The following is a 16,923-nucleotide window of genomic DNA, read 5'->3' as shown; positions in this document are numbered from 1 at the left end:
CTCAGACGATGCCGCTGCCGGAAGCTCCTGCTTTCGGCGGGCGCTTGACGGCGGCCTTCTCGCGATAGCCACTGGCACGGTAGGCGGCGACCGGGTCGATGGCAGCGCCCGAACGCAGGCGGGCCATGGCGAGGATGGGGCTGACGTCGGTGCGGAAGGCCTTCTTCAGCGCCTGAGCCGATTGCAGCGCATCGTTGGCTTCCTGGAAGCCGGCCAGAGCCGCACGGTCCACCATGGCGGCCTGCACGAAGGCGCGCTGCACTTCGACGGCGCTGCTCATCAGGCTTTCGATGGGGTCGGTCACGTTGTGCGACTGGTCCAGCATGTAGGCGGGCTTGAAGCTGCCATCACGCAGCGTGGCGTCGGCCAGTTCGTTGAAGACGAGGAAGAGCTGGAAGGGGTCGATGCTCCCCGAGTCCAGGTCGTCGTCGCCGTATTTGCTGTCGTTGAAGTGGAAGCCGCCGAGCTTGCCGAACTGGGCCAGGCGGGCCACGATCATCTCGATGTTGGTGTTGGGCGCGTGGTGGCCCAGGTCCACCAGGCATTTGGCCTTGTCGCCCAGGGTTTGCGCGGCGGCGAAGCTGGTGCCCCAGTCGGCGATGACGGTGCAGTAGAAGGCCGGCTCGAACAGCTTGTGCTCGATATACATCAGCCAGTCGTCGGGCAGGGCGGCGTAGATGCCCTTGGCGCTGTCCAGATAGCGCTCCAGCGCGCCGCGCAGATTGTGCTGGCCGGGGAAGTTGGCGCCGTCGCCGACCCACACCGTCAGGCCCTTGGAGCCCAGCGTCTTGCCGAGCTCGATGCAGTCGATGTTGTGGGCCACGGCCTGCTCGCGGGCGGCCTGGCTTTGCGAGGTCAGGCTGCCGTATTTGTAGCTGTGCGCCTGGCCGGCCTGGTCCTGGAAGGTGTTGGAGTTCACCGCGTCGAAGGACAGGCCCAGGCTGTCGGCCTGCTGGCGCAGCGCCTTGGGGTCGGCCGGCTTGTCCCAGGGGAAGTGCAGCGACACCAGGGGCGTGGCACGCGTCAGCTGGTGGATGACGGCGCAGTCCTCGAGCTTCTCGGTCACGTCGCGCGGCTCGCCCTTGCCGGGGAAGCGCGCGAAGCGCGTGCCGCCCGTGCCCACGCCCCAGCTGGGCAGGGCGACGGCGAAGGTCTGGGCCGTGGCCGTCAGCGCCTCGATGTCCACGCCGCGGCGGGACAGCATGCCGCCGAGCGCGTCATAGTCGGCCTGCAGCGTGGCGCGCTGGCTGGCGTTGTGCTGCTCGACCTGGCCGGCATCAATGATTTGCGTCGTCATGTTTGTCTCCTGCGCTGATTGTTAGCGCGTGAAGGCCGCGGCGTTGCCGGCGTCCACGTTGAGGACGTTGCCGGTGCTCTTGCCGGACTTGTCGCTGGCCATGAAGTAGACCGCTTCGGCGATGTCCTCGGGCAGCACGCTGAGCTTGAGCATGCTGCGCTGGCGATAGAACTCTTCGATGTTGTCGCTGTCGATCTTGTTGGACGCGGCGCGCTCTTCCTTCCACTTGCCGTCCCAGATGCGCGAGCCGCGGATGACGGCGTCGGGGTTGACGACGTTGACGCGCACGCCGATGGCGGCACCCTCCAGCGCGACGCAACGGGCCAGGTGGATCTCGGCCGCCTTGGCCGTGCAGTAGGCCGATGCGCCGGCGGAGGCCACCAGGCCGTTCTTGCTGGCCACGAACACCATGCTGCCGCCGATCTTCTGCTGCTTCATCAGGCGGAAGGCACCGCGGCTGACGAGGAAGTAGCCGGTGACGAGGATGTTCTGGTTGCGGTTCCAGATCTCCAGCGTCGTGTCTTCCAACGGTGCGGCGGAGGCGATGCCGGCGTTGGAGACGAGGATGTCCAGGCCGCCGAAGCGCAGGGCCGTGGCCGACAGCAGGGCTTCGACCTCGGCCTCTGACGTGATGTCGCCCCGCACGGCGGCGACGTTGTCCTTGCCGCCGACCTTCAGCAGGTTCTGGCGGGCTTCTTCCAGCGCCTCGGCATCGATGTCGGTCAGCATCACGCAGGCACCTTCCTGCAGCAGCTGGCGGGCAACGGCCTGGCYGATGCCGCCGGCGCCGCCGGTGACCAGGGCCACGCGGCCGGCCAGGCTCTTGGGCTTGGGCATGCGTTGCAGCTTGGCTTCCTCGAGCAGCCAGTACTCGATGTCGAAGGCCTCCTGCTCGGGCAGGCCGACGTATTTGTCGACGCCGTTCGCGCCGCGCATCACGTTGATGGCGTTGATGTAGAACTCGCCGGCGATGCGGGCGGTGGCCTTGTCCTTGGCGAAGGACAGCATGCCGACGCCGGGGATCAGGTAGATGATGGGATTGGCATCGCGCACGGCCGGGCTGTTGGGCCGCTTGCAGCGCTCGTGATAGGCCCGGTAGTCGGCGCGGTAGGCCTCCAGCGCGGCGTCCAGGCCAGCCAGCACGGCGTCGACATCGGGCTTGGCCGGGTCGAAGTCCAGCACCAGGGGGCGGATCTTGGTGCGCAGGAAATGGTCGGGGCAGGACGTGCCCAGAGCGGCCAGCTTGTTCAGGTCTTGGCTGCCGACGAACTCCAGCACCGCGGCGCTGTCGTTGAAGTCGCCCAGCTTGCGCTCGTCGGCGCTGATGCGGCCGCGCAGCGCGGGCATCAGCCTGGCGGCGAGGGCCGCGCGCTGGTCGGCGGGCAGGGTGGGGGTCTTCACGCCGCCGAACACTGGCTGCTTGATGTTCTCGGAGAGCCACTGCTCGGCCAGGCGGATCATGTCCAGCGTGATCTCGTAGCAGGACTTGGCCGTGTCACCCCAGGTGAACAGGCCATGGCCTTCCAGGATGATGCCCTTCAGTTGGGGCTGCGACGTCGCCAGAGCCTCGAGCTTCAGGCCGAGGTCGTAGCCGGGGCGCTGCCAGGGCAGCCAGCCCAGCTGGCCGCCGAAGATCACTTCGGTCAGGCGGCGGCTGTCGGCGCAGGCGGCGATGGCGATGATGGCGTCGGGGTGCATGTGGTCGACATGCGCCTTCGGAATATAGGCGTGCAGCGGGGTATCGATACTCGCGGCACGCGGATTCAAATTGAATGTGCAGTGCGGCAGGTAATCCACCATCTCGTCTTCGAGTTCCAGGCCGCGATAACGCTTCTTGAGCGCCTGCAGCTTGCTCATATAGAGGGTGGAAAAACCATCGAGCTTGATGCTGCCAAGGTCGCCGCCCGAGCCCTTGACCCACAGCACTTCGACATCCTCACCCGTCAAATGGTCGCGCATCAGCACCTTGGCCGAGGTATTGCCACCGCCGAAATTCGTCACGCGCAGGTCCGAGCCCAGCAGATTGGAGCGATACAGCAGCAGTTCAGGTTCGCTCAGCTTGGCCGCCACGGCGTCGTCCCATTTCGAGACGATCGGAGTTTGTGCAGGGGTTTGAGAAATTGCAGTCATCAGCTTGCCTGTATTCAGTCCGTCATTCATCCCCGTGAGCGCAGCCTGCGGTCCGGAGCCCGCCATTCGCGGGGTTAGCGGAACGCAGTGTGGGCCGAAACGGCGCGCCATGGGCGGCGGCGGCGCAGTAAATCAAAAGGATGAGCGAATGCATCGGCCGCGATGCCTCCGCTCACGAAACGCTCACGGCCGTGAGCGTTTGCTGATTGACCTCGTCACCTGCCTGACGTAATCTGTACTTGGAACAGTGTTTCACCCAGGCTTTGATTGCTTCTGAGCGTGAGTGGAAAGGGCTGTGGCGACCGGCGCCTACGCTCACCGGCCGCGATCAAGGACCTGGCCTCAGCCGGGCCGCCAAGCCAAGCGACGCCTGCCCTTCAGAGGCTGGGTGCCATAAATACGAGACAACGGTCGCCGCCGGTTCTCCGGGACGCCCGATAAAGGTGATCCACATGATCAATCACAAGCGCCACAAGCGTCTGCTCAAACTGCTGGACGAACGCGATCACGCCAGCGTGCAGCAATTGATGGAATGGCTGTCGGCTTCCGCCGCCACCGTGCGACGGGATATTTCCTGGTTGGCTGCCAAAAACCAGCTGACGCGCACCCGGGGTGGTGCCCAAAGGCTGGAGCAGAAGAAAAAGTCCTATACGCTGTCCAGCGAGACTTTTCAAAGCAACGCCCAGCAGAATACTGCCGCCAAGCGCGCCATCGCCCGTTATGCCACCTCGATGTGCAATAACGGCGAAACCATCATCATCAATGGGGGCACCACCACTTTCATGATGGCGGAGTTTCTCGTCGAGAAACAGCTGAAGATCCTGACCAATTCATTCCTGATGGCCGAGCGCCTGCTCGTCACCAGCGACAACGAAATCATCCTGCCCGGCGGCAAGGTCTATCGCGAGCAGAACGTCATCCTCAGCCCGTTCGAGAACGACGTCGCCCAGCACCATTACGCGGCCAAGATGTTCATGGGCGTCTACGGCCTGTCCATCCTGGGCCTGATGGAAGCCGATCCGCTGCTGATCCAGGCCGAAAAGCGCCTCATCGGCCAGGCCGAGGAACTCGTCGTGCTGGTGGACAGCTCCAAGTTCCAGCGCAAGGCCGGCCTGGTGCTGTGTGGCCTGAACCGTGTGTCCACCGTCATCACCGACACCGGCGCCTCCGACAGCGCCGTGCAACTGCTGGAGCACTACGGCGTGCGCGTCATCACGGTGGAGCCCGAAGCCGTGGACCCCCGGGTGGTGGAGGCTTCGGCCATGAGCTCGAATGACTATGCGGCCGTGCTGGAAGCGGGTGGCTATGGACGCCACGTGGCGTTGAACTCTTGAGCGCTGCCCCCGGTCAAAGTGTCATCCTCGACATCGGCAAGACCAACGCCAAGCTCACCCTGATCGACTCGGCCGGCAAGACGCTGGCCGAGGCGCGCACGCCCAACACCGTGCGTCGCGACGGCCCCTATCCGCGTCACGACACCGAGAGGCTCTGGGGCTGGATGCTGGGCCAGTTGCGCGAGCTGTCGACTATGGCGCATATCCGCGCCATCGTGCCCGTGACGCATGGCGCGACGGCGGCATTGATCGACGACGCGGGCCTGGTGCTGCCGGTGCCCGATTACGAGCATGTGCCCGGCGATGCGACCGATGCGGCGCGCTATGACTTGCTGCGGCCGGCCTTTGAAGAGAGCGGCTCGCCGCAGCTGCCGGCCGGCTTGAATCTGGGCCGCCAGCTGGACTGGCTGCAGGCGCGCTTCCCCGCGGAGTTCGCGCAGGCCAGGCATGTGCTGATGTATCCGCAGTACTGGGCGTGGCGCTTCTGCGGTGTCGCGGCCAGCGAGGTCACCTCCCTGGGTTGTCATACCGATCTGTGGCGGCCGCGCCAGCGCACCTGGTCGTCGCTGGTGGAGCGTCAGGGCTGGCAGCCACTGTTCCCGCCGCAACGCGAAGCGTGGGCGCGGCTGGGCACGCTGCGGCCCGATGTCGTCGCGGACACGGGCCTGCCGGCCGATTGCGAGATCGTCTGCGGCATCCACGACAGCAATGCCTCGCTGCTGCGCCACCTGCTGACGCTGCAGCAGAGCGGCCCCTGCACGGTGCTGTCCACGGGCACCTGGGTCATCGCCGCGGCGCTGGGCTCGGCGACGCGGCCCCTCGTCGAGGCGCAGGACATGCTGGCCAACTGCAATGTCTTCGGTGACGCCGTGCCCTGCATCCGCTTCATGGGCGGGCGCGAGTTCGGCGCCATTGCCGGCGAACGACCGGCGGCGTTCACGGCCGAGGATCTGGAGCGGCTGATTGCGCGGCAGACGATGGCGCTGCCCTGCTTTGCGGAGACCGGCGGGCCGTTCGAGGGGCAAGCCGGGCGGGTCCAGGGCGTTGCGCCGCAAACGGATGCGGAGCGCGCCGCGTTGGCGACGCTCTACGTCGTGCTGATGACCGACCATTGCCTGGCCGCTCTCGGCGCCAGGGGCCGTGTCGTCGTCGAAGGCGCGTTCACGGCCAACCCCTGGTTCGGCCCGCTGCTGGCGGGTCTGGCCGAGGGCCGCGACGTGACCGTCTCGGACGACAGCAGCGGCACCACCTGCGGCGCCTGGCTGCTGGACGCCTGGGGCAGCGCCCCCGAGGCGGCCGCAGCGCCCGTGGCCGCGTTGAACCCACCGGGCTGGCGGGCCTATCGCGACGCCTGGCGAACGCAGGCCGGCGCGCACTGAATGAAGGAAAAAGGGCCGGCCTCCCGCGAGACCGGCCCTTTGACTTTGGCGCAGCGATCAGCCGCGACGGCGACGGCGCATGCCGGCCACGCCCAGCCCGGCCAGCGAGGCCAGCGCAAGGGAGCCCGGTTCGGGAATCGTGAAGGCGCGCACGCTGTCGATGGCGGGTGCGCTGTAGCCGGACACGTCGCTGGCGCTGTCGAAGGCATAGACCCTCACCTCGTCAAAGCCCACCAGGTCGCTCAGGCCGAGCACGCCGCCGATACCCGCTGCGCCGAGAGACACGCGGCCGGTGCCGGTCTGCACGCCGTCCAGCCAGGTCTGCCACATCAGGTAGATGTTGGCGTAGCCCGAATCGACGGCGAACTCGATGCCGTTGAGGTCGCGTGCCGCGCTGCGGATGGACAGGTAGGCGTTCATGCCCGCAGTGGCGAAGTAGTTGCCGGAGAAGGACTGGCTGTAGGACTCGCCGGCGCCCAGATCGACACAGTTGCCGCCGGCATAGCCGCAGCCGCCGTTGTCGTTGCCCAGGCCGGTATGGCTGAACAGCAGGCCCCCCTCCGACCAGGGGCTGGCCAGCGCGGTGTTGGTCTCGAAGTCGGCGGTATAGGTCAGGTGCGCGGCACCGGGCGTGGCGCTGCCGGCGCCGGTGGTCTGAACGACGGCGGCCATGGCGGGTGCCGCGAACAAGGCCGCGATCAGGGAGAGAAGTTTGGTTTTCATGGTGGTGGATGTGTCAGTTGTATTCCGGGCCGAGCGCCGGGCCGCCCCTAGCCGGCCCGCGTTGGCGATGTGCATGCGGCTCGACGCCGCATGCATCGCCGTCCCCTCGGGGGACCGACTGGGCTGACCCGCGTCCAGCGAGGTCAGACCGGGCGAGGGGTACCTAGTTCGCTGCGACGAGGTCGATGGCGTCGAAGGACAGGGCGGGGCTCAGGAAGCCCGCGCCGGCGGTGCCGCTGACGGTGTTGATGGTCAGCACATTGGTGCCGACGACGAGCTGGGCGGCCGGGATGTCGAAGGTGTAGAGGCGGTTGAAGCCGCGGTAGGTGCCCACGGTGACGTTGCGCGAGACCTTGGGCGGCGCGCTGGGAATCGCGGACGACCAGCTGTTGACGGTGACCTGCGGGCGGGCGCTGTTGTAGTCGGCCGTGATGCCGATGCGTAGCCGCAGCGGAGCCGCGTTCTGGCCGCGCTTGAGCGTGAAGCGCACCTGCAGGCCGTTATTCACGTCCTTCCATTGATAGGCTGGCCAGTTGGCATTCGTCGACGTGCCGACGATGAAGGGGCCTGCCAACCACGAAGCCATGCGCACGTCGGACGGGTGCATGAAGTTCAGGCGGTCGCCGTTGATGAACTCCTGAGGCGTGCCGTCCCAGCGGCCGATGCGCCAGATCGCCGGCGTGGCCTCGGGGTCGGCCGTGATGGCCACCGGGTTCAGCGCAAAGCTGGTGTTGGCCGTGACTGTCACCGGCACGGTCTGCACGGCGAGTTCGCCCTTGTAGACCGTCATCGTGTAGTTGCCCGGCAGCATGCCCTCGGCCGTGAAGTGGCCGTCGACCGGGTCGGCGTCCACCCAGTACTGCGCCTGCGCATTGGCGAAGCCCACCGTGTAGGGCACGCCTGCGACGCGCCCGGTCAGGCCCGCGACGTTGACCGCGCCCCGGCCCACCGGCGGCACATAGCCGACCATGCCCAGCTGGCCATACCAGCTGGTGTCGGGTCTTGCCGTCGGCGCGGTCCCGTCGTTGAAGATCATCGTGTAGGTGTTGAGCACATTGAGGCGGAAGGGCTCGATCTGCGCCTCGCCGTAATTGACCATATAGGTCAGCTCGTTGGTCGTGTCGGTGATCTGCTGCAGCAGGCTGCGGTAGAACGGGCCGCTGGAGCCGCCTTCGTTGTTGTCGCGCCAGAACCAGATGCCCACGCCGGCACCGGTGCCGCCGAGGAACTGCCAGTCCTTCAGGCGACGGTTGGCGTAATGCTTGGAGCGCGACTGGCCGTAGCGCGGGTCGCTGCTGGCGAAGCCGAACACGTCGCTGGCCTCGATGGCGCCGTTGGTGCCGCGCAGGTCTTCGGCCCAGTAGCTCTGGCCGGCGTAGGTCACGAGACCGCCGGCCGCGTTGGCCGGGCCGCCGTTGGGCAGCTTGGCGATGGGGATGCGCGCGATGAAACGCACCAGGCCGTGCACATCGGGCTCCTCGGTGAAGTGGGTGCCCATGTGGATGTTGGACTCACCCTTCTTCACCAGGTAGTAGTGCGTCAGCACGCCACCCTTGAGGCTGTTCACGGTCAGCGTGACGCGGATGTAGGCATCGCCCGTGACGACGCCACCATTGGTCGCGGCGGCCGGCACCACGCTGCCATTGGCGTTGACGAGCTCGGCCTTCACGGCCACGGCGCTGACGCCGGTGTAGAGCCAGTCGGCGCCCGAGTTCAGCTGCGTGCCGCGCGCCGGGTCGGCGTACTCCACGCCCTTGTAGACCATGCTGGAGAGGTCACCTGCCGACGTGGTGCTGGCGCCGTTGTCATAGCCGCGCACCTTGAACACCAGGCCGGCGTCGGTATCGATGACGTATTGCGGCTTGGCGGCATTGCCGCTGTCGTGGACGGTGGTGATGCTGAGGGCCGCCATCGCGGCCGGTGCGGTGGTGGCGAGCAGCGCGGTGGCCAGCCAGCGCGCCCAGGGCGGGCGCGCGCTTGTCTTCGTGTGCATGAGGTCTCCTGGTTTCGTGTCGTTGTTCACGGTCTATGACCGGGAGCGGACTCTAGGCAGGAGGCCTCGTTGCGTGTACTCAACCCAATGAGCGTTTGGGCCGCGTTTCAAATACGCCGTCGACGGCGCGAATTGATGCGCGCTAACACGGCGTTCGCGATACCCGATGTGGCATCGCGCGTCACTTCATGAGGGCTTGATAGGTCAGGTTGCGCACGCGCAGATGCAGCGTCGAGTTGCCCGCGGGCCGCAGCTGGGTCATGAAGAGGATGACCAGGCGCTCCTTGGGGTCCACCGTGTACTGCGGGAAATAGGCGCTGCCCCAGCCGAAGGCGCCTTCGCTGCCCAGCTCCTTGAAGCCGCCGGTGCGCACATTGACCCAGAAGCCCAGGCCGAAGCCATCGGCGTCGCCACCGGACTTGGCTCCGAGATGGTCGGCCGTCATCAGCGCCACGGTGTGGGGCGCGAGCAGGCGCACGCCGTCGAGTTCGCCCTTGTTGAGCAGCATCTGCAGGAAGCGGGTGTAGTCGCCGGCCGTGGACAGCATGCCGGCGCCACCGGACAGCAGCTTGCGCGGGCCGTCGACGAAGTCGCTGCGCGCGGCCGTTTCCATCAGCTTGATCTGCCCGCCCTCCAGGCCGTAGACATTGGCCAGGCGATCGAGCTTGTCGGGTGGCAGGAAGAAGCTGGTGTCCGGCATGCGCAGCGGGCCGGTGATGCGCTCGCGGATGAAGCGGTCCAGCGGCTGGCCGGACACGACCTCCACCAGCCGCCCCAGCACGTCGGTCGCATAGCCGTAGATGAAGGCATCGCCCGGCTGGCCCTGCAGCGGCAGCGCGGCCAGCCGGTCGGTCCATTGCGCCAGCGTCTCGTCGTTGCCGACGAGATACCAGTCCTTCATGCCGGCCGCGTCGTAGGCGGCCTTGGCCGGGCCGGGGCCATAGCTCATGCCGGCCGTGTGGGTCAGCAGGTCGTGGATGGTCAGCGGCCGGCGCGGCTTCTCGGTGCCGCCACCGGGCAGCGCCACCTGCACATTGGCGAAGGCCGGCAGATGGCGCGCCACCGGGTCCTTCAGCAGGAAACGGCCTTCCTCGTAAAGCATCATGGCCGCGACCGTCGTCAGCGCCTTGGTCATGGAGGCGATGCGGAAGATGGCGTCCGTGCGCATGGGCTTGGCGTTCTCGACGTCCTGCTGGCCATAGGCCTTGAAGACGACAGGCTTGCCATCGCGCAGCACCACCATGACGCCGCCGGCGAGCTGCTTCTGCGAAATCTGCTCGGCTATGGCGGCGTCCAGGCGCTTCAGCCGTTCGGGCGAGAAGCCGGCGACCAGGGCCGGCGGCGCTGCGATCGAGGCGGGCGCGTGGATCACCGCGGCGCAGGCCAGCGCCACGGCAAGGACGAGAGACTTCATGCGGCTAGTCGCCCAGCGGGCGCTGGTTGGTGAAGCCGGGGCTGGTGGCGACGTGGAACTGCTCCGGCGCCTGCGGTTTGCCCGGCTCGATGGCGCCGAGATCATCCCGCAGCTGATCAGCCACCGGCACCCGGGCTTCCCTGAGGCCCAGGGCCACCAAACGCGCCAGTTGCATGGCCCCGTAGTTGTTGTGGTGGGTGTTGTCCAGCTTGCCGTTGTTCAGCGGGTGGGCGGCCTGGGAACGCTCGGGCCCCAGGGCCGCATAGACCTGCTGGCTCATCGCGTTGAGGTCGATGAAGGCCAGCTTCATGTCCTGGGCCACGGCGCGGGCCGAGTCGGCGTACTCGGTCAGGCTGGGCTTGAGCTTGCCTTGCGCGTCGAAGTTGCGCCTCTCCATCGACGACACCACGACCGGCACGCCGCCGCGCGCCAGGATGCGTTCGGCGTGCGTGCGCAACTCGGCCTTGTAGCTCTCGGCATTGCCGCTGCCGTCCTTCTGCTGCTTCTGGTCGTTGTGGCCGAACTGCATCAGCACGGTGTCGCCGGGCTGCAGCACCGACAGGATCTTGTCGATGCGCCGGCGCGCCAGCGAGTCGCGGAAGGTCTCGCCCGACTCCGCATGGTTGGCCACGGCCACGCTGGGCTTGAACAGGGCTGTCAGCATCTGGCCCCAGCTGGCATAAGGCTCGCCGCTCTGGTCGGCGACGGTCGAGTCGCCGAGCAGGAAGACGGTGGGAAGGCTGACCGGCTCGATGACGAGCTGGCGCAGGGCGGGATGCGGTCCGTTGATCTCAAGCGTGAGGCGGCGGTCCCAGGCCCAGGCTTCGCTGGCGATCTCGCGCTCCTTGAGCTTGACGCGGCCGGCTTCGACCCCTGGCGCGGCGGTGATGTCGGCCGTGCGCACGTTGACGATGAAGCTGCGGGTCTCGGTGCTGCCTGCGGGCAGGCTGACGCTGTCCAGCATCAGCCGGCGCAGCTCGGCCTTGACCGTCGTGTTGTTCGCCTCGGCGCCGCCCAGCGTGGCGGTGACGCGGTAGTTGCCTTCGGGCAGGTCGATCGAGAAGAAGCTGGGCTGGCCGGCCGCATTGCGTGGCGAACCGGGCTCGAAGCCGTTGCCGCGTTCGCGGCTGTAGGTCTGCTCAGGGCCGGTGAGGTCGAAGCTCATGGCCTTGTCGGCGGCCAAGGCGGGTGCGGCCAGCAGGCTGGCGATGAGGAGGAGGCTCTTCATGTCAGTCGGTCAGCTGGTCGCCGATCAGGGCCAGGTTCTGGATGGCCGCCAGGCCCCATTGCGCCGTGTCGTTGGTGCTGATCCACGGCGCCTCGTCGACCGGGTTCAGCGCCAGCGGGCCGGCGATGCGCGTCGTCTTCAGCGTCTTGTGGCCGCGCGGGTCGTCGGCCCAGAACTCGCGCCAGGCGCGCTGGGCCAGGGCCTTGTCCTGCTTGCTCTTGGCCGCGTAGGCGCTCAGACGCGAATGCCCCACGCTCAGCACGGTGCCGCCGCCATGCGGCGCACCCAGCGCCTTGACCTGCTGTTCCTTCGGCGCGTTGTAGAGCTCGCAATACTGCAGCCACGCCTGCTTGAAGGCGGGCTCGTCGATGAGGTCGACCAGCTCGGCCATCATCTCCACCGCACCGAAGACGGCGCTCAGGTGGCTGGCGCTGAGCTTGTCGCCGCTGACGTTGTGGAAGGCGCCTTCGTTGAGCCCCGTGGGCTCGTAGCCGCCGCTGCCGGTGAAGAAGCCATGCGGCATGGCGGCAATGCCTTTCATGCCGCGCAGCAACTTGTTGCGCCAGCGGACGTCGCCGGTGCGCTCCCATTCGGTCAGCACATTGGCGACCACCGAACCCCAGTCCGTGCCGAAACCGATGCGTGCCGGCCAGGGGCCCTTGTCGACGCGGCCGGCGATCTTGCGCACGGGGTCGACCTCGTCCATCTTGCTGTCGGCGTTCAGCACCTCGCGCATGACGTCGCCGATGCGCTCGTCCGCCGTCAGGTAGTAGTAGAAGCGACGGTAGGCAGCCGTGGAGATGCGCGCCTGCTTGGCGCTGCAGCCCCAGTGCTGCACGTTGTGCCGCGTACCCAGGCCCTGGAAGCGGCCGGCGTGATAGATGTCGACCTCGCTGGTGTGGCGCACCATGGCCTCGGCGAAACGGAAGATGTCGGCGCGGCCGCTGCGCAAGTAGGCGTACCAGAGCCAGAGGTCGGGCGAGAGCTCGGAGTTGTCCCAGGCGAAGCCGCCGACGTCGTAGCGCCATTCGTGGCGGTCGCTGTCATAGGTGTGGCGGACGTCGCCATAGTCCCAGAAGCCGTACCAGTGGCGTTGTTCGGTCTCCTTGGCGTAGAAGCCGAACAGGAAGTCCAGCTTGTCCTCGATCTTCTGGCGTGCCGGCGTGCTGCGGTCGGGCAGGCTCCATAGCTTGCCGAAGACGCCGGCCTGCAGATAGCGAGCTGGCGACGCAGCCAGCTGCGGCGGCGTTTGCACCGCGGTAGCCATCTGCACGAGGCGCTCGCGGGTCGGCGTGGCGGCCAGCGCCCACAGCGTGATCTCGCTGCTGCGCGCGATGCCTACCGGCGTGCCGAAGCCCTTCTCGTAGTCCTCGTAAGTGACCTCCAGGCCTTCGAGCTCCTGCTCGTGGGTCTCCATGCCGAGGCCATCGTGATAGAAGCGCAGGTCCATGGCCGGCGCCTCGGGCGAGTGCATCCACAGCGTCACCTGCGCGGCGTCGGTGTGGGCGTTGCGGATGTCCAGCTGCGTCGGGTGGCGCTGCCAGAAGTCGCGCAGGCCGAATGCCACGCCGCCGGTGGCGCCGCCGATATAGCCGCGTTGCAGTTCGCGCACCTGCTTGCCCCATTGCGCCACCGGCGGCGTGGCGCGGCCGGCGAGCTGGGCCTCGCGCACGGCGGCGCCGGGGTCGCGGCGCAGGCCGGTCAGGTTGCGCACGCCCTCGGCCCAGAGGCCACCGGCTTCGCCGGCAAAGCGCACATGGCGGTCGTAGAGGGCGTCGCGCAGCGGCACGTCGAAGCGCAGGCCGATGCCGCGCAGGAAATCCTTCTGGTCGTCGCCATCGAAGACAAAGGTGTGCATGACGCGCAGGGACTCGGCACCGGCGTAGAAATACAAGCGCACCGAGAAGGGCAGCCATTCGCGGCCGGCGGCGCTGCGGTGCTGGCCGTCGACCTTGATGACGGCGCGCACCGGGCCGGTCTGCTCGACGGTCAGCTTAGTCGTGCGGCTCTGGAAGGCGGTCTGCGTGACAGCACCCTGCTCGGCATCGGGCTTGTCGTCGGTCTGCGCAATGAGGGTGCAGGCGCCCAGCACCTCGCGGCCGTCGCGCTCGATGCCCTGGATGAGCCTGGCGCCCTGGCGTGGCAGCTTGCAGCGGATGACGCCGGTGTCGACTTCGATGAAGTCCGGCCCCTCCTTGACGCTGACGATGGCGCCGCCTGTGGTCACGCCCTTGCCGGCGCGGATGCTGGGTGCGGCGCCGGCGTCGACGCCGGCCGGCAGTGCATGCGCCGTCCATTTCAGCGAGCCGTCGGGCCAGTAGGCCAGCGGCCAGGTCTGCAGCGGCAGCGGGTTGCCCTTGGCATCGACCGCGTTGAAGTCCTGACTCTTCTGATACTGGCCGCGCGGCCAGGGCAGGCCCAGCGTTGCGCCCAGCGGCAGTGCGGGCGCGGCGCCGTCGAGCCAGCGCAGCGCGAGCAGCTCGGTGGAAACCGTGGCGACCGGCGCTGGCGCCGGCGCTGCGCTGGCGGCAGTGGCCAAGCCGGTGAGGCCGGTGATGCCCAAAGGCAGTGACGCGGTCTTGAAGAAATTGCGGCGGCTGAAGTCGGTCATGGGCGGGCTTGCAGGGGTTGCAGCGAGGAGTCGGTGGCGTGGCCGCTGCCGCGGCCCCACAGGCGGTCGTAGGACCAGCCGGTCAGGTCTTCGACGATGCGGCGGCTTTCATCGGTTTCTGCCTCGGTGGCGCCGCTGCGCAGGCGCTCGACCTCGTTGACGAGGACGGCATGCGTGCTGGCATTGAGGCGGAAGGACCAGGAGGCGATCAGGCCGAACAGCATCATCAAGAGGGGCCCGCCCACCATCAGCCCGGTGATGGTCTGGATGGCCTCGGGGCTTTGCACGATGACCTCGCCGGGGCGGCTCTTGGGTGAGATATAGCCGCCCAGGTCGATGATCCAGCCGCTGGCGATGATGGCGGCGCTCTGGGCCATCTTGCGCACCAGCGTCATCACGCCGGCGAAGATGCCCTCGCGGCGCTGGCCGGTGACGGCCTCGTCGATGTCGGGCAGGTAGTTGTAGACCGACCAGGGCACGAAGTTCAGCGTGCCGCGGCCCAGGCCCGCCAGCACGATGGGCACGAAGATCCAGAACACCAGGCTGAAGCTGCCGCTGGCGGGGTTCAGCGCGCTGAAGAGGTTGGTGCCCAGCGCCTTGAAGCCGGCGTCGAAGCCCTCGGGCCGCAACAGGAAGAAGCCCAGGTACAGCAACAGCGCTGCGCCGAACAGGGAGATCGCCAGGCGGTAGGCCAGCACGGGCCCGGTGCGGATGACGATCTGGATGGCCACCATCACCGAGATCAGCTGGGCCACATACATGACCGTCATCAGCTGCGAGATGACGAGGGTGGCGCCCATCAGCACCGTCGCCACGAAGATGGGGAAGGCGGTGTTGAAGATGTCCTGCGACAGATAGCCACCCAGGTAGATGGACAGGTGCTGGCGGAAGGCGCGGATCTTCAGCGTCGAGAACAGGTCGCCGAACATCTTGACCGGCAGGGCCAGCGCCGCCTTCAGCGTCACGCCGCCATAGGTCTGCGACAGCACGGCCTGTTCGCGGGTGCCGTAGGGGCGCTCCCAGGTCGTCAGCACGACGATGGTCACGACGACCGAGAAGATGCAGCCGAAGATGGCCGCCATCCAGAAGAAGGTGTCGGGCGAGTCCTTGCCGCCGAACTGGCTGATCAGCAGCGTGGGCAGGTAGGAGGCCAGGATGGCCGAGCTCTGCGCGACGATCATGCGCGCGCCGGCGAACTTGGCCTTGGCCTTGTAGTCCTTGGTCATCTCGGCCGCCAGCGTCTCCCAGGGGATGAGAAACATCGTGTACAGCAGCTCGAAGAAGATGAAGGCGAGCAGGTAGTAGGTGAAGCTGTGGCCGGTGCGGAAGATCAGCGCGAAGCTGGGCAGCAGCGGGATGGTGATGAGCAGGAAGAGCTTGCGCCGGCCGATCTTGCGGCCCACCCAGGTGTGGCGCAGGTTGTCGGACACATAGCCGATCAGCGGGCAGGTGATGGCTTCAAGCAGCCTGGGCAGACCCAGGATCAGGCCAGCTTCCACGGCGCTAAGGCCACAGAAGGTCGTGAAGAAATAGAACAGCCAGCCGGTGATGACGGCCTGGGCGCCGGCGCCCAGCATGTCGCCCGAGCCCCAGCCCCAGTAGTTGATCCAGTTCGGCTCGCGGGCCGCGGGGTGCAGGTTTTTCATCGTCAGATGAAGCGGACGAGCAGCTCACCCATGGCCAGCAGTGCCATGGCCTGGCCGAAGGGCATGGAGGTCAGCGGGATGTCCTTGTATTCCTGCAGCGTGTTGAACACCGGCGTGCCGAAGCTGACCTGGGTCAACTCGCCCGCGTCGTTGATCTTGCTGCGCACGGCCAGCGCGGCCTTCAGGCCCAAGGCCTCGCAGTCCTTGGAGATATGGCCCTTGCGGACGGCCTTCAGGATGCCGTAGGCGAAACCGGCCGAGGCGGCGGCCTCGTCATACGACGTCGGATCGTCCAGCAGCGTCGGCCACAAGCCGGACGCGGACTGGCAGGCGGCGAGCGCCTTGACCTGCGCCTCCAGCGTCGACACCAGGAACTGCCGGAAGGCGTCGCCCTCCGGCAGGTTCAGCAGCTCGATGAACTCGGGGATGACGATGGTGACCCACGAGTTCCCGCGTGCCCAGAGCGCGTTGGCAAAGTTGTGCCGACCCTCGAAGGTCCAGCCGTGGAACCACAGGCCCGTCTTGCGATCGGCCAGGTATTTGATGTGGACGAGGAACTGGCGCTTGGCCTCCTCGACGTAGTGCGGCCGGTCCAGCAGCAGGCCGAACTTGGCCAGCGGCAAGACCGACATCATCAGCGTGTCGTCCCACAGCTGCTGGTGGTTCACGCTGTTGTAGACGATGTGCTGGAAGCCGCCTTCCTCGGTGCGCGGCAGGTCCTTGTAGACCCACTCGGCCCAGCGGTCGATATAGGGCAGGAAGCGGCGCTCGCCGGTGCGGTCGAACAGATAGGCCAGCGTCAGGAAGGGCGCCACCGTGTTGATGTTGCGGCTGGGCATGCCCTCGGCGAAGCGGGCCTCGAACCAGCTCGTCATGATGTCCCAGGCCTTGGGGTCGCCGGTCAGCTCCCAGACCTTGTAGACGCCGTACAGGCCCACGCCATGCGTCCACTCGAAGCCGTTCCAGCCCTTGGTGTCCAGCACGCGGCCATCGTCCAGGCGCAGCAGGAACTTGCCGTCCTTGTCCTCGATATTGACCAGGTTGTGGATCAGGCGATCGATGGCGCCGCGGATGTCATCGCGGTCCGCGCCGAGCTTGGCCGTGTGGTGGGCCAGCAGCGGGTGGATCTTGGACGAATCGACGGGCTTGAGGACTTGATTGGGCATGG

11 protein-coding genes are annotated in these 16,923 nt (G+C 67.3%); 2 read left to right on the top strand and 9 right to left on the bottom strand.

All coding sequences use genetic code 11. The annotated features are described in order from the left end of the window. Nucleotide 1: 1 nt before the first annotated feature. Together rhaI and AC1DW3_RS08185 are read right to left on the bottom strand one after the other, a co-directional pair. Complete coding sequence (rhaI, locus tag AC1DW3_RS08190; protein WP_477930346.1) at nucleotides 2-1,297, bottom strand: L-rhamnose catabolism isomerase; 1,296 nt, start codon at nucleotides 1,295-1,297, stop codon at nucleotides 2-4. A gap of 21 nt (nucleotides 1,298-1,318) precedes the next feature. Further along, nucleotides 1,319-3,427 carry a bifunctional rhamnulose-1-phosphate aldolase/short-chain dehydrogenase gene (locus AC1DW3_RS08185; RefSeq protein ID WP_477930344.1) on the bottom strand — a complete coding sequence of 703 codons (2,109 nt, stop codon included), beginning with the start codon at nucleotides 3,425-3,427 and terminating at the stop codon, nucleotides 1,319-1,321. A 452-nt stretch (nucleotides 3,428-3,879) separates the two neighbouring features. Between AC1DW3_RS08185 and AC1DW3_RS08180 the strand changes: the two genes are divergently transcribed. Further along, nucleotides 3,880-4,761, top strand: coding sequence for a DeoR/GlpR family DNA-binding transcription regulator (locus AC1DW3_RS08180; protein ID WP_477930343.1), 882 nt, complete (start codon nucleotides 3,880-3,882; stop codon nucleotides 4,759-4,761). Continuing rightward, a complete protein-coding gene (locus AC1DW3_RS08175) occupies nucleotides 4,758-6,140 on the top strand; it encodes an FGGY-family carbohydrate kinase (RefSeq protein ID WP_477930342.1) in 1,383 nt (460 codons plus the stop codon). Before AC1DW3_RS08180 ends, AC1DW3_RS08175 begins: the two co-directional genes overlap by 4 nt. Before the next feature lie 57 nt (nucleotides 6,141-6,197). On the opposite strand, the gene AC1DW3_RS08170 is transcribed toward AC1DW3_RS08175, so the two are convergent. The 7 genes from AC1DW3_RS08170 to bglB form a co-directional block, all read right to left on the bottom strand. After that, nucleotides 6,198-6,863, bottom strand: coding sequence for a PEP-CTERM sorting domain-containing protein (locus tag AC1DW3_RS08170; protein WP_477930340.1), 666 nt, complete (start codon nucleotides 6,861-6,863; stop codon nucleotides 6,198-6,200). 163 nt (nucleotides 6,864-7,026) lie between these two features. Continuing rightward, the gene (locus AC1DW3_RS08165; protein WP_477930338.1) at nucleotides 7,027-8,856 is read right to left on the bottom strand and encodes a rhamnogalacturonan lyase B N-terminal domain-containing protein; all 1,830 of its coding nucleotides are present in this window, start codon (nucleotides 8,854-8,856) and stop codon (nucleotides 7,027-7,029) included. A gap of 181 nt (nucleotides 8,857-9,037) precedes the next feature. After that, complete coding sequence (locus AC1DW3_RS08160) at nucleotides 9,038-10,270, bottom strand: serine hydrolase domain-containing protein (protein ID WP_477930336.1); 1,233 nt, start codon at nucleotides 10,268-10,270, stop codon at nucleotides 9,038-9,040. Nucleotides 10,271-10,274: 4 nt separating this feature from the next. Further along, nucleotides 10,275-11,498 carry a rhamnogalacturonan acetylesterase gene (locus AC1DW3_RS08155; RefSeq protein WP_477930334.1) on the bottom strand — a complete coding sequence of 408 codons (1,224 nt, stop codon included), beginning with the start codon at nucleotides 11,496-11,498 and terminating at the stop codon, nucleotides 10,275-10,277. Nucleotide 11,499: 1 nt separating this feature from the next. Then, nucleotides 11,500-14,109, bottom strand: coding sequence for an exo-rhamnogalacturonan lyase family protein (locus AC1DW3_RS08150; protein WP_477930332.1), 2,610 nt, complete (start codon nucleotides 14,107-14,109; stop codon nucleotides 11,500-11,502). Continuing rightward, nucleotides 14,106-15,755, bottom strand: a complete 1,650-nt coding sequence (locus tag AC1DW3_RS08145; protein ID WP_477930331.1) for an MFS transporter — start codon at nucleotides 15,753-15,755, stop codon at nucleotides 14,106-14,108. The genes AC1DW3_RS08150 and AC1DW3_RS08145 overlap by 4 nt, the downstream gene beginning before the upstream one ends. 2 nt (nucleotides 15,756-15,757) lie before the next feature. Then, nucleotides 15,758-16,921 carry a beta-galactosidase BglB gene (bglB, locus tag AC1DW3_RS08140; RefSeq protein WP_477930329.1) on the bottom strand — a complete coding sequence of 388 codons (1,164 nt, stop codon included), beginning with the start codon at nucleotides 16,919-16,921 and terminating at the stop codon, nucleotides 15,758-15,760. Between the last annotated feature and the right edge of the window lie 2 nt (nucleotides 16,922-16,923).

This window comes from Roseateles sp. P2_H4 (assembly GCF_056403315.1).
Note: the sequence above shows the minus strand (reverse complement) of the source record. Positions and strands in the feature narration are given on the sequence as shown.